The sequence below is a fragment of the Acidimicrobiales bacterium genome (assembly GCA_036378675.1).
Classification (GTDB): Bacteria; Actinomycetota; Acidimicrobiia; order Acidimicrobiales; family Palsa-688; genus DASUWA01.
The window spans coordinates 1-12,849 of record DASUWA010000072.1 but is presented as its reverse complement, the minus strand read 5'-3'; the positions used below and the strand labels follow the sequence as shown (position 1 = coordinate 12,849).

Below are 12,849 nucleotides of genomic sequence, written 5' to 3'. Positions count from 1 at the left end.
CCGACGTTGAGGAGTTTTGGTAACACATCCTGATGGTCGTAGCCATTTTCGCCTTCATCTGTGGCATTTGTGCTGCCCCATCCGAAGCCAGGGTCGTACTTCGCCAGGGACTGGCCGGGAAAGTCGGTGGGAAGCCTCCCGGTGTCGACCGCCATCCGTAGGTCGAGATCACCGTCGTTGACATTGCAGAAATTCGAGATGTCGCGGGAAGCCCCTGGAGCGATGTTGGCGTGCGGGGTTTCATCGCTCGAGTAATTTCGGGTCCGGAGTTCGCCGTAGAACACCGTTTGGTCGCGGTAGGGACGGAGATCGTCCGGGTTGTGCGTATCGCCGAGCGTATAACCCGGCTGTCCAGTGCTCGTGTCGGCCGCCCCAGACTTGATCGTCGCGAGGAAGCGGTTATAGAAGTCGCCATAGAGGGTCGTGTTGTCCGAGATGAAGTTGAAGTCGTTGACAGGCTTCCCTTGGAGCCACCTGGTCGTGGTGCTGCCGCGGAAGGTACCGCTAGCAAGGGTGAGCGCCGCAGGCCCGAAGCCGCCGCCGCTGAATGTGCCTATAGTCAGCGAGATAGTGCCAGCACCAAGCGAAGTCCCTCGGCTAACTTCGACCCACTTGCCAACCAACGTCGACCCCTGCACTGTGCCGTGGAAGACATTGGTTGAGTCCAAGCCTCGGCTGAACACCTGGTTAGCGGATTTGCCAGCGTCTACGCTCTCACCCATCCACCAGACGTCGTTGCCGTTCTGTTGCAGGTAGTAGACGCCGTTGTCGCTGCCGTAGAACGTGCCGGTAAGCGTGGGAACGTCAGCGGGGGCGGGACCGGACAACACTCCAACGGTGATCCCTGCAATTAGTGCCACCGAGAGGATCGCTGAAATCGGCGTCCGTAAACGACTACGCACTCCAATCCATAGACGGCCACGTGTGGGACTGGGACGGCTATCGAAGAGAGTCAACGGACCGCTCCCTCCACCCCATTGAGTTCTTAACCCCCCAACCACTCAAAGGGCGCGCTGAATCACACAGCCGCTTGTGCATGGACTTCCCCACATTCTCAGCTCTTCCGGCCAAAAACTTCTGGGGTCCACCTGCTCCTAGGGTGGCTTCGACGAGAACCCCAATCTCTGGCGCAAAACAAATGCCAGAGTCCCCTCGCTACTTCAAGATCGGTTTCTACATCGGATTCGTGCACTTGTCATGCGACTTTGTCCAATGGTCACTGGAATGTGTCCAAAGACACGGCAGAGAGGTTGCCGTTGGCAAACGCCGCATCCGAACCACGCCCCACTAAGTCACGACGTCGCCACTTTGACGGGTGGTCGGCCGCAAATTTTGTCGATATGTTTCCAGCGATTCGCTGGACGTCACGCACCCAGCATTTGATACGGGGACGCCGGCTCTAGATTGCGCGACTCGATCGCGGGACCCGGGTGCCCGCGCTGTCAGAACGGCTCCTCGTCCATACCCTGCTGTGCAGGCTGTCGGCGGTTCACCCCGACCTTGACGAATCGAAGGTCGGGCCCGACACCATCGGCCAGGATCTCCTTCTTGTGTCGTTCGACGCCATCCTTCCCGGTCCACGTCTCGACCTCGCCCTTGCCCACGACACCGACACGGTCGCCTTTCTGCAGCGACGCGGCGACGTGCTCGGCGAGAGACCCGAAGCACAACCTCGTAGAACGTCGTCTCGGGTTCGGGCTCACCCTTGGGTGCATTGGGACGGTATGCCAGTCCGAAGCTAGTGAACGCTTTGCCGGATTGGCCGTGGCGTAGCTCCGGGTGGTCGGTCAGGTTTCCGATTCTGGCGACGTCCACGGGATCAGTCACTCGGGTTCCTCCTTCCAGGCGTCGAGTGCGATGAGCAGACGGGCGCGGAGCGCCGGCTCGTCCAACAGCACGGCCTCGCCTGCGTCGAGGGCGGCTCGTGTTTCTTTCACCTCGGCACGCATCTCGTCAGCGCGCTCGGGCTCGGCGTCGGTAATGTCGTCCGCACTCCAGAGCACCGCGTACAGTCCCATCGTCCGAGAGCCACCGTTCAGCGATCGGGTAGGTAAGCGGATAGACGCACGGGAGCGCCGGTCGCTACATCCATACGATCCTCTCGGGTGCGTTCGACGACCCGGTGAAGTGGCAGCGGCTCGTCGTCAATCCCGCCACCGTGCCACTCCCCCATCGGCATCGGCCGCCAAACCGCCCGAAATGCAGGTTTGGAGCGGGTCTCAGCTCCGCCGCTTCCTGTCCCTTTGCGAGGGCGACCGTTACTACTGGCCCTGGCTCGTGCTCGCCACCAGCGGCGCCCGCCGAGCTGAGGTGCTGAGGCTCCGCTGGATCGACCTTGACTCTGAACGAGGCGTCGCCTCCATCCGCCAGACCGTTATCCCGCTGACCAAGGCAAGCGGGAAGGGTCGAGAAGGTCGGATCGCGCCTCGCACCAAGACGGATAAGCCTCGCGTGATCGAGCTGGATGCCACCACCGTTGCCGCCTTTCGTACCTGGAAGGCCAAGCAGGCTCAGGAGAGGCTGCTGCTGGGCGCTGGCTACCAGGACAACGATCTCATCTTCTGTCGGCCGGACGGGCGCCCCTACCACCCTGAAAGCTTCTCCAAGACCTTCGACCGCCGGCGACGCCAAGAAAGGTTCTCGGAGCTGCCGACCATCCGCTTGCACGATCTCCGCCATACCTGGGCGACTCTCGCTCTGATTGCCGGTGTCGACGTCGCTGTCGTCTCGAAACGGCTCGGTCACTCCTCCCCGATGGTGACCTGGACGATCTATCAACACGTGGTCAAGGGAATGCAGACCGACGCGGCCGAGAAGGTCGCCGCGCTGATCTTCGGCGCTTAAAGGGGCCGGACGGCTCCCGGTGTTAGGACCCAGCCGCCCTCGCTGACAACGACCTCCGAGTAATCCAGCCAGCGATCAGTTCCGAACTCGAAGGGATTCGTTAGTACGGCACCGTTAGGCAGCGTCACCTGATACAGCGGAGTCGGAGACTCCTCCCGTGTCGGCCCCGCCACTATTTGTGCTCGCACTTCCGTCCCCTCGTTCATAAAAGCTGTCCCTTAAGGCCCCTAGATCTAGCCTCGTTACTTCGGATGATGTTCTCTACTTCTTGAGCTGACAAGTGTACACAGCCATTTTGTTCTGAAATTGTTACCAAATTCACCGGTCCGCCTACTTTTCCATCTTGGCTTGCGGTCTCGGTTATCACGTAAGCGGCTAGCGCCGTCATCTCTTGAACCGTTCGACCGGGTTCGTACAGACGATTTAAGAGGTAGAGGGCGTATTGGGCGACGCCCTGAACTGCGAACCCATAATCATGAAGCATCGGAGAGAAATCCAACTGTGAGCCGAGGCTGTAGAGCTTCTGAGCATCTGCGCCGCCGCTTCCAACCTCGTAGCCAGCGACGATAAAAACGAGATCCGGCCGAGTCGCCGTTTGACCCATCTGCGCCAGCGCCGGCGCCGGGATCGCGGGAACGCTCGGAAACCACTCGTTGTAACGCTGGCGAGAGTGACTGCGCAGTACCTCCATGACGGGCGTCACTCCATCGAGATTTGCATTTTGGATCTGCTGCGTTACCTCTTGGATCAGAAGGGTACCGACGTCGCCAGTACCGGCCTGGAGGACGGCCACGTGCGGCGCCAGCACCCGGGCTTTCTGTTGCGAGTCGTTTTGAGCGGTAATCCCCCGGGGATCACCGAAGGTTCCCCGGCTGTCTGCGGCGAGCGCTATCCCGTCTGTGGACTTCAAAGCAACCAGCAGAGTCACTGCCCCGTCTCCTTGTGATCAAGTTCTGATCGCGAACTGCACTTCGTGACATTCCTGCCAGAAAGTGCAGCCCATGTACCTGCGGTTTCGCCCCGGAGGCGCTGCTCGGGGGGGAGGACTCGAACCCCCAATAACAGGGCCAGAACCTGTCGTGTTGCCGATTACACCACCCCCGAAGGGTTCCCGAGCACTCTAGTCGTTGAGCGCAGGCCGGCCACACGGGAGGTGATCCGTGGCGGCTGATCTCCCGGGCGGCAAGACTGGTTGCGTGCCCGACGAGTGGGAGCAGTTGACACCGGAGATCCGGGCATCCGACGCGGATCGGGAACTGACTCTGGGGCAGCTCCGGCAGCACGTGACCGACGGGCGCCTGACCCTGGACGAGTTCGCCGATCGGGTGGGTGTGGCCCTCGCCGCACGCACCCGGGGCCAGTTGGAGATGCTGGTCTCCGATCTGCCTACCACTGCTGTTCAAACAGCCCCGTCCACCGTTCCCGAAAGGAGGCTGAGCGCCGTACGCCGTCGGGTCGTCGCCATAATGAGCGGAAGCCAGGCGAAAGGCCGATGGCGGGTCGGGAAGTCGGTCACAGCCGTTGCGGTCATGGGCGGCTGCGAACTCGACTTTCGCCAGGCTCAAATCGAGGCAGATGAAGTGCAAGTCACCGCGGTCGCCGTGATGGGCGGAATCGACATCGTCGTCCCGGAAGGAATCGCGGTCGAACTATCCGGACTGTCGATCATGGGCGGCAAGCAACTGAAGGTCGCGGACGTCCCGGTTCTGCCCGGTTCCCCGGTCATCTGTGTACGGGCCTTCCCGATCATGGGCGGAGTGAGCGTTCGGTCGAAGCGCACCCGAGGCGAAGCGGAAAAATCCACCGGCGACGCCGACACCACTCCGCCTGCCCCTATCGAGTTGTCGGAGATACAGGAGATCGTGCCGGCCTTGGGCGGGGCCAGTGGGTCGAGCGCCCCTGAGGGAACGGTCACGATCATGTTCAGCGACATCGTCGGGTACTCCGAAATGAACGTGCGCCTTGGCGACCTTGCCGCCCATGAGGTCCTGAGGGCACACAACGCAATCTTCCGCGAGCAGCTGGCAACACATGGAGGCCAAGAGGTCAAATCCCAGGGTGACGGGTTCATGGTCGCTTTCTCCAGCGCAACGCGCGCTCTCCGTTGCTCAGTGGGGATCCAGAAAGCACTCGAGAAGTACTGCACCGAGCATCCCGACGAGCCGATTCGAGTCCACATCGGTTTGCACGCGGGGGAACCGATTCGCGACGGGGGGGACTTGCTGGGACGGACGGTCATCACCGCCAGCCGCCTGAGCGACATTGCCCGTCCGGGTGAGATTCTCGTTTCGGCGCTGCTCTATGAACTGACCGATCCGACTGGTGAGTTCAAGTTCGGAGAGCCGAGACAAGTTGATCTCAAAGGCATGTCCGGCAGCAGGACCGTTTATCCGGTCCAGTGGCAGGCCTGATCTCCGAAGTTCGTTAGCCCAAACGGCCCAGAGCCTTGCGGATCCGTTCCAGGGTTCGGTCCCGTCCGAGCAACTCGAGGGACTCCCATAGCGGCGGTCCCACCGATCGACCGGTTACAGCGAGCCGGATCGGAGCCTGGGCCTGCTGAGGCTTCGCAACGCCCGCGGCCTCGCCGGCGGCGAGGGTGGCCTGGTGGATGTCTTCGGCAGTCCATTCGATGTCGAGGTAACGAGCTTCGGCTGCAGAGAGGATGGCTGCGAACGCCGGCTGCTTGGCCACCGACTTGTCCCACTCCTCCTGGTCGATGACCGGCTCCGGCAAGTAGAGAAAGTCGGTCATCGAGTAGACCTCGGCGAGGGTCCGAGCGCGCTCCTGGACAAGCGACGCGATTGGCTCCCACCTATTTCTCTGCCAGGCTGCGGCACGCTCTACCAGCTCGGCTACCGACATTGCTCGCATGTACTCCGAGTTCACCGCGCGCAGCTTCACTTCGTCGAAGATCGCGCCGGCGCTCTTGACATCCTCGAGCCGGAATTCCGCGATCATCTCCTCGACGGTGATGATCTCCTTGTCGTCGCGTGGGGCCCAACCAAGAAGCGCCAGATAGTTGCGGAACGCCTCTGACAGATAGCCCTCGTCACGGAAGTCCTCCACTGCCACCTTGTCGCGCCGCTTCGAGAGTTTCTTGCGGGCCGCGCTCAGCAGCAACGGAAGGTGCGCGAAGACGGGCGGCATGCCGTACCCGAGAGCATCCCAGAGAAGGAGACCCTTCGGAGTGTTGGAAACATGATCCTCGCCGCGGATCACGTGGGTGATCCTCATTTCGGAGTCATCAACCGTGTTGGCGAGGATGAACAGAGGGTCCCCATTCGACTTGCGGATTCCGAAGTCCTCGATGACCGCGTTCTGGAAGGTGACCCGGCCGCGAACCAGATCGTCGAACGACGTCTCTCCGGTGTCGGGAGTCCGGAACCTCACCAGCCTGCCAGGGCCCGGCTCCACGGCGCGATCCCGGCAGTAACCGTCGTAACCCGGCGGCCCACCCCGTTCCTTCGCTCGCGCCGCAACCTGCTCGGTTGTGCAGTCGCAGGCGTAAGCGGCGCCGGCGGCGAGCAATTTTTCAATCGCATCGTCGTACCGCGCGCGTCGCAAGGACTGAAAATACGGGCCCTCATCCCAGTCGAGCCCCAGCCACCGCATCGCCGACTGGATGCCCTCGACGTGCTCAGGCCGGTTGCGGCCAGTGTCGGTGTCTTCGATGCGCAACACGAACGTGCCGCCGGTCTGGCGGGCGAAGAGCCAGTTGAACAGCGCCGTTCGCGCCGTCCCGACATGGAAGTAACCCGTCGGTGACGGCGCGATACGGACGCGCGGGGCGTCGGTCACGCGGTTAAGGCTATTTAGCTGGCCAGAAGGTCGTGCGCATCGCCGCCGACGAGCTGCCGGCGCAGCTTTCCGATTGCGTCGCGCTCGATCCGGCGGACGCGCTCGGCGGTCAGCTGCAGCGCCTGGCCGACCTCGCCCTGGGTACGAGGCTCGCCCCGGTCGAGGCCGTAGCGGAGGCGCAGCACCTCAGCCTCCTCGTCAGACAGTCGGGTGAGGAACCTTGCCACCTCGCTGGGCAGCATCCCGGCCGCCACCGACTCGAACGGAGACTCGGCCGCCCGATTCACGACCAGATCGCCGAGGCTGGTGTCGCCGTCCTCGCCCACCGCGACATCGAGGCTCATCGGATCCGTGTCGTAGCGGAACAGCTCCGCGACGGTCTGCTCGGTGGTGTCGAGTGCCTGCGCCAGTTCCGCGAGCGTCGGGGGGCGGCCAAGTCGCAGCTCCAGCTCGGACTGGAGTCGCCGGGCACGGCGGATCTCGTCGCCGACGTGGGCCGGCACGCGGACGGTGTGTGCGGTGTTCTCCACCGCCCGGCCAATGGCCTGGCGGATCCACCACGTGGCGTAGGTCGAGAACTTGAAGCCCTTCCGCCAGTCGAACTTCTCGACGGCATGGATCAGTCCGAGGTTGCCTTCCTGGATGAGATCCCCCAGCGGCAGACCCGACCACTGGTATTTGCGCGCGACCGAAACGACCAGGCGTAGGTTGGAGTTGATGAACTCGGTGGTCGCTTCCTCAGCTGCGGAAACTTTTTCGCGCAGCTCGCGCCGCTGCTTGGCGGTCAGCTTCTCGCCGGAATCCAGGGTCGCCTGGGCAGCTTGGCCATCCTGGATGATCTGGCCGAGCCGCATCTCATCGGCCTTGGTCAGGAGCGGGAAGCTACCGGCCTCGTCGAGGTAAAGCCCTAGAAGATCGGGGGAGTGGGAAACAGACTGATTCATTGCAATGAGAAATAACCACAGGGGGCCATGCATTATGCCGCGCGTTTCCGTATTGGGTGTGTGACAAAGGGCACAATCGCCGAGACAGGAGAGTTGATGAACGACACCGAGATCGTCCAGCAGATCGATCAGCTCGTCGAACAAGAGCACGAGCTGGAGCGCCTTCATGCCGCGGAGGGGTTGAACGAAGACGACCGGGCGCGCCTGCAAGACATCGAAGTGAGGCTTGACCAGTGCTGGGACCTGCTCCGGCAGCGCCGCGCCCGCAGAAACGCTGGTCAGGACCCTGGAGAGGCTCAGGTTCGTCCCGCCCAGGTCGTCGAGCACTACCAGCAATAGGAGGGAGTCTTCCGACTGCCGGGGCCGGCAGGACCGCTGGCTGCCGGTTTTTGAGGGACAAATGGGTTTTGCGTGACGACTAGGGCTGTTTCGCGTCGCGTTTGCACCAGAAAATCCAAATGCACCTAATTACTGGCCCCATGGAGCGGGTTGAGTCTGGCTCGGGCGAAGTCAGGTGTGCTCGCCCAACCAGTCCCGATGCTCGGGTGCGGCGACCTCGATCATCCGCTCCGCCCTGGCCCGGTCGTCGAGCCCCCGCAGGTCGGCGATGCCGTGCTCGGTCACCACGACGTCAACGTCCGCGCGGGGGGTCGAAATCCGCTCCGGTGCGGGGACGATGGTCGAGCGGTCCCCCGCGGTGGACGGCAGGGCCACGATGGACAACCCCCCGGGGGACCGAGAAGCGCCGGCGGCGAAATCGGGGTGCCCGCCGGCGCCCGAGACGATCCTCCCGTTGACCGTCTCGACGTTGGCGGCCCCGTCGAGCCCGACCTGGAGCGCGGTGTTGATGGCGACGAAACTTTCGACGGCGGAGATCGCGGTCAGGTCGTGGGTGTGCTCGATGCCGCACAGCCGCAGCCGGCCATCTTCCAGCATCCCACGCAACGCCGGGCCTCCCCACATATACGCGGCTTCGGCGGTCCCCTGGAGCAGCCCGGCCTCCTCGAGCGACACCAGTTCGTCGGTCACGAGCCCGGAGCGGACCTGGACGGGCCGGCGCAGCGAGGCGATCACGGAAGACCCGATAACGCCTGGCCCCCACTGAACCGTCGCACCTTCGGGAATCAAGCTCGCGACCAGCTCGCCGATCCCGTGGTGCACCGAGGTTGGCTCGTTCCGCGGCGGCGGATCCGGCGGATCCTCTCTCTCGAAGACCGCCACGACCTCGGCGGAAACGACCGGGGCTCCCGGAATCGGGTCGCCCTGCCACCTCTCGACAACGACCGACCTCGCCTGGCCCATCGCCGTCCCCACAAAACCCGGGCTGTGCGCAAGCGTGAAACCGGCGCTGCTCTCGTGAACGCCAACCACCAGAACCTCTGGTTTCATGCGCCCGGAGAGCAGACCCGGGATCGCCGAAAGTCTCGCCGGGAAGGTGCTGACCGTTCCTGCGTCCACGGCAGCTCTCGTCCCTTGCCCGGTCAAGAAAGTTCGGACCGGAAGTTGGGTCGTAGCCATCCACGGCGCGTCCCGTACGACCCAGCCGATCAGCACTTCCGGCTCGGCGATCCGGGCTGCTTCTGTGACGTCCACCGGGTCGATCAATGGGCCGTCAGGCCCGTCGGCCAAGACGATGAGCGGGCGACCGCGCCCTTCCGGGATCAAAGGTTGGCGGGGGTGAGCACAGGAATCGCCTCGCTCCCGGCAGGGCGTTCGAAGGCGATCCGGAGCGCCAGTCCTTCGTGCAGCTCGACAGCTTCGCCGCCGACGAGTTGGGCCCACATCCACGGCCCTTCCTCGAGCTCCGCGATCGCAACGACGGTGGCGCCAGGGAGCGGCTCCTCGGGCTCAGCCGGCTTGCTCGGCATGATCGCCCAACTCACCAGCTTGGCCCGACCGGAAGCCGGCTCCCACCGCAGGTCCTCCGAACTGCACACCGGGCACAGCGTCGCTTGCGGCTTCGAGGCGTGGTCGTGGGGCGCGCATCGGCGGATCAGGTAGATCCCGGAAGCGGTTCCTTCGAAGAATTCCTCCGTTGCGTCGTCACGCCCGACGGCTTGCAGCGTCATGACGGGCCGGTTCCCAGCACGAGAGTCGCGTGGTGGTCGAGGATGCCGCCGTTGCCACTAACCAGGGCGACATCGTGGCGCTCGACCTGGCGGTCACCACCGTGCCCGCGGACCTGAATGATCGCCTCTGACAGCGGGGTCATGCCCCACATGTAGTAACCGGAAAGCTGGCCGCCTCCGGTGTTCAGCTTCAGCCGGCCGTTCGGCCCGATCGCCCCGCTCGATACAAACGGTCCCCCCTCGCCTTTTTCGCAGAACCCGTAGTCCTCGAGCGAAACCAGAACGGTGAACGTATAGCAGTCGTACAGCTCGGCCACATCGATGTCCTGGAGCTTGACGCCCGCCATCTCGAGAGCTGCCGGTCCGGAGCGGGCCGCACCCGTAACGATCCCGAAGTCTTCGTCATGTTCAAAGAGACGGCCGGGGTGGCACTGCGCCCATCCGTTCACGTACACCGGTGGTTGCCGTAGATCGGCTGCGCGGTCCTCCGACGTGACAACAACTGCTACCCCACCGTTGGACACCAAGCAGCAATCAAGCAACCGGAACGGATCGGCGATCGGTCTCGAGTTCCGGTGATCTTCCAGGGTAATGGGATCGCGTTTTGACGCGATCGGGTTGAGCGCCGCCCACTCCCTTTGTGCGACGGCAATGTTGCCGAAGTCCTCGGTCGTCGTACCGAATCGGTTCATGTGCCGGCGTGCAGCCAACGCATAAAGCGTGTTGGCTCCGATCGCACCGGCGGAGATGAGCAAGCCGCTCCATCCATGCAGCATCGGCTTCGGCGGAGGTTCGTCGCTCGCCGACCCGCCCGGCTTCACCGTAAGGGTCTCGGGACGTCGTCTCGCTCCATAGACATCACCGGCTGAACGGCCGGGCCGGAGTGGCGCGTCCGCAAAAACGCACACCACCACCTCCGCCATCCCCGCCTGCACCGCCATCGACGCGAACTGAACCATCGACCCCGCCGTTGAACCGAAACCCTGCATCTCGGACAGGAGGCGCAGATCGTGGAGACCGAGCTCACGCTGCAGCCCGAGCCCGACTCCTCCGGTCGTGCCGTTCGAGGTGAGCAGCCCGTCAACATTCGTCAGGGCCAGGCCGGCGTCGGCGACTGCGAGGCGGATCGCTTCGGTGGCAAAACTGGTCGCGGTTCGCCCGTATACCGCTCCCATCTCGGTGAGCCCGAGGCCGGCAATGACGGGTCTTCTTCCCCCTCGCACAGTCACGCCGGTCACCTTAGCGATGGCTGTCGTCGCTGCGCCTAACCGCGACGCCCAGGGCGAATAGGGTCTCTTTCCGTGCTCGCACTTCTGTTTCCCGGCCAAGGATCACAGCGCCCGCAAATGGGAGAGCCTTGGAAGGGCCATCCGGCGTGGAGCGTTGTCGACCGAATCTCCGCAGCGACCGGCCGCGACGTCGCGGGGTTGCTACTCGACGCGGATGCCGAGACCCTGAGGCAAACTCGCAACGCTCAGCTCGCGGCCTTCGCCCTGAGCATCGTGACGCTTCGCGCGGCGCGGTCGAGTGGACTCGAGTACAAGCCGGTTCGAGCCGTAGCCGGCCACAGCCTCGGGGAGTACACCGCGTTGGTCGCCGGCGGCGCTCTCGAGCCGGAAGAAGGCGCGCGGCTTGTCGCCGAGCGAGGCGAAGCCATGCAAATCGCAGCCGACTCTGCTCCCGGGACGATGGCGGCTGTGCTCGGACTCGATCCCGACGCGGTCTCCAAGGCTTGTTCCTCGGTCGAGGGCGCATGGCCGGCCAACGACAACGCGCCCGGGCAGGTGGTTATCGCCGGCACCCACGCCGGGGTCGAAGCGGCCGGGGAGGCGGCGCGTCAACTCGGTGCGAAGCGGGTCATGCCGTTGCCGGTCGGTGGAGCGTTCCACTCTCCTTTGATGGCGCCGGCGCAGCAAAGGCTCGGCGATGCCCTCGCCGGCGCACGTTTCCACGAGGCGGAAGTGGACGTGGTCGCCAACGTCGACGCGAGCGCCCACCGTTCGGGCTGGGTCGATCTGCTTTCTGCGCAGCTGGTCTCCCCGGTCCATTGGCGCGAGTCGCTGCTGTTATTGCAACGGCTCGGCGCGACCCATTTCCTCGAGCTCGGCTCTGGCACTGAATTGTCGGGCATGGTCAAGCGGACGGTCGATGACTCACAACGGGCGAACGTCGCAACTCCGGACGACCTTGATGGATTGACCGGCTTTCTGGAAGGCGTCTCCCGATGACCGTCGGATAACCGCCACAGGGTTCCACCGGAGCGACTACAAGATCCGACCCGCCACCCGTCAGACTACGGGTTTAACCATCTTGACAAGCGTCGTGTCGAGGGCAATCAAGGCCCGGTGTAATGCCTGAGAGGCCTCTGACAGATCGACGGCGACCGGATCACGATTGGCCAACGCTGAGTCGAGATCGGCATCGATCACATGGCTCGCCTGCCGGAGCGATTCGCCGACCTGGACGACTTCGACGGTACCCCCCGGATCCGGGCAATCCGTGTGAACCCATCGACCCATACCAGTGGGATGGGCCGCCTCAGCAACGCTGATAACGGAACCGCAGCGTTCGCAGGTCACCCCAGGAGGATGTGCTTCATGCCTGTCGCCCGCGTCGCCGTTGTGATTGCCGGACGGAGGAGGCCGGTCTTCGGTTACGGCGACTCGCACCCACGTGATCACCTGTTCGGTCTGGTCGATGATCCGGCGCAACCTGCGGTCGATTTCGGCGTCTTCGTTTAGGGTGACGACGCTCGACAGATCCGCCGTCACGTTGAACAGATGATCGATCGCGGTTCGCAATCCCGCGCTGTTGGCGTGACCGTCAACCAACTGCACTGGTGCCCGTTGTGGACCAGGTTCGCCCGACCACGCGGAAACCAACGTGCCGTGGCGGTCAAAGAAGAGTTGGCGGGCTCGCCTCATCAGCCCGATCGAATCCAGGCACTCGGCCTTCGCCGCAGCACGAGCGCGCGCCGCGGCCTCCCGCTCGCGGTGGGCGGCGGCGCGAAGCTGCGTGGCTTTCCGTGCCAGTTGTTCCCTCGGCCCCCGAATCGTGTCGTCAAGTCGCACCGACATGCCACCTACCACCTACCACTTCACGTCCCGTCTGGTTTGACTCTCTCACGTCGGTTCGGCCGAGTAAAGGGCGAAAGCTGGAATGCTCCCCTTTGTCAAAAATACGCCGTTATGTCC

14 protein-coding genes and 1 tRNA gene are annotated in these 12,849 nt (G+C 63.9%); 4 read left to right on the top strand and 11 right to left on the bottom strand.

The window, feature by feature from the left end:
• The 3 genes from VFZ97_20160 to VFZ97_20150 all read right to left on the bottom strand — a co-directional run.
• A partial coding sequence (locus VFZ97_20160; GenBank protein ID HEX6395753.1) for a hypothetical protein occupies nucleotides 1–860 on the bottom strand: 860 nt, incomplete at its 3' end.
• Between the two features lie 582 nt (nucleotides 861–1,442).
• Complete coding sequence (locus VFZ97_20155) at nucleotides 1,443–1,703, bottom strand: single-stranded DNA-binding protein (GenBank protein HEX6395752.1); 261 nt, start codon at nucleotides 1,701–1,703, stop codon at nucleotides 1,443–1,445.
• A gap of 120 nt (nucleotides 1,704–1,823) precedes the next feature.
• Complete coding sequence (locus tag VFZ97_20150; protein ID HEX6395751.1) at nucleotides 1,824–2,018, bottom strand: hypothetical protein; 195 nt, start codon at nucleotides 2,016–2,018, stop codon at nucleotides 1,824–1,826.
• A 181-nt stretch (nucleotides 2,019–2,199) separates the two neighbouring features.
• Between VFZ97_20150 and VFZ97_20145 the strand changes: the two genes are divergently transcribed.
• Nucleotides 2,200–2,844: a site-specific integrase gene (locus tag VFZ97_20145; protein ID HEX6395750.1), complete on the top strand. Its 645-nt coding sequence runs from the start codon at nucleotides 2,200–2,202 to the stop codon at nucleotides 2,842–2,844.
• A gap of 202 nt (nucleotides 2,845–3,046) precedes the next feature.
• Here the strand turns inward: VFZ97_20145 and VFZ97_20140 are convergent, their stop codons facing one another.
• The gene (locus VFZ97_20140; protein HEX6395749.1) at nucleotides 3,047–3,772 is read right to left on the bottom strand and encodes a hypothetical protein; all 726 of its coding nucleotides are present in this window, start codon (nucleotides 3,770–3,772) and stop codon (nucleotides 3,047–3,049) included.
• 104 nt (nucleotides 3,773–3,876) lie between these two features.
• Nucleotides 3,877–3,948 (bottom strand) — tRNA-Gln (locus tag VFZ97_20135).
• Nucleotides 3,949–4,004: 56 nt separating this feature from the next.
• Between VFZ97_20135 and VFZ97_20130 the strand changes: the two genes are divergently transcribed.
• Nucleotides 4,005–5,255 (top strand): adenylate/guanylate cyclase domain-containing protein, encoded by a 1,251-nt coding sequence (locus tag VFZ97_20130; protein ID HEX6395748.1) that lies wholly within the window; start codon nucleotides 4,005–4,007, stop codon nucleotides 5,253–5,255.
• A gap of 13 nt (nucleotides 5,256–5,268) precedes the next feature.
• Here VFZ97_20130 and gltX read toward each other — a convergent pair whose 3' ends face one another.
• Nucleotides 5,269–6,642, bottom strand: a complete 1,374-nt coding sequence (gene gltX, locus VFZ97_20125) for a glutamate--tRNA ligase (protein ID HEX6395747.1) — start codon at nucleotides 6,640–6,642, stop codon at nucleotides 5,269–5,271.
• A 14-nt stretch (nucleotides 6,643–6,656) separates the two neighbouring features.
• The gene (locus VFZ97_20120; protein ID HEX6395746.1) at nucleotides 6,657–7,730 is read right to left on the bottom strand and encodes a sigma-70 family RNA polymerase sigma factor; all 1,074 of its coding nucleotides are present in this window, start codon (nucleotides 7,728–7,730) and stop codon (nucleotides 6,657–6,659) included.
• Between VFZ97_20120 and VFZ97_20115 the strand changes: the two genes are divergently transcribed.
• Nucleotides 7,683–7,925, top strand: coding sequence for a DUF2630 family protein (locus VFZ97_20115; protein HEX6395745.1), 243 nt, complete (start codon nucleotides 7,683–7,685; stop codon nucleotides 7,923–7,925). The genes VFZ97_20120 and VFZ97_20115 overlap by 48 nt on opposite strands.
• Nucleotides 7,926–8,096: 171 nt before the next feature.
• Here VFZ97_20115 and VFZ97_20110 read toward each other — a convergent pair whose 3' ends face one another.
• From VFZ97_20110 to VFZ97_20100, 3 genes are all read right to left on the bottom strand, one after another.
• Nucleotides 8,097–9,179, bottom strand: a complete 1,083-nt coding sequence (locus tag VFZ97_20110) for an acetyl-CoA hydrolase/transferase C-terminal domain-containing protein (GenBank protein ID HEX6395744.1) — start codon at nucleotides 9,177–9,179, stop codon at nucleotides 8,097–8,099.
• Nucleotides 9,180–9,247: 68 nt separating this feature from the next.
• On the bottom strand, nucleotides 9,248–9,655 hold the full coding sequence (locus tag VFZ97_20105) for an OB-fold domain-containing protein (GenBank protein ID HEX6395743.1): 408 nt from the start codon (nucleotides 9,653–9,655) through the stop codon (nucleotides 9,248–9,250).
• A complete protein-coding gene (locus VFZ97_20100; protein HEX6395742.1) occupies nucleotides 9,652–10,884 on the bottom strand; it encodes a hypothetical protein in 1,233 nt (410 codons plus the stop codon). The genes VFZ97_20105 and VFZ97_20100 overlap by 4 nt, the downstream gene beginning before the upstream one ends.
• 72 nt (nucleotides 10,885–10,956) lie before the next feature.
• Between VFZ97_20100 and VFZ97_20095 the strand changes: the two genes are divergently transcribed.
• Nucleotides 10,957–11,883, top strand: a complete 927-nt coding sequence (locus VFZ97_20095; protein HEX6395741.1) for an ACP S-malonyltransferase — start codon at nucleotides 10,957–10,959, stop codon at nucleotides 11,881–11,883.
• Nucleotides 11,884–11,943: 60 nt separating this feature from the next.
• Here the strand turns inward: VFZ97_20095 and VFZ97_20090 are convergent, their stop codons facing one another.
• Entirely contained in the window at nucleotides 11,944–12,732 is a 789-nt protein-coding gene (locus VFZ97_20090) for a hypothetical protein (GenBank protein ID HEX6395740.1), read from the bottom strand.
• Between the last annotated feature and the right edge of the window lie 117 nt (nucleotides 12,733–12,849).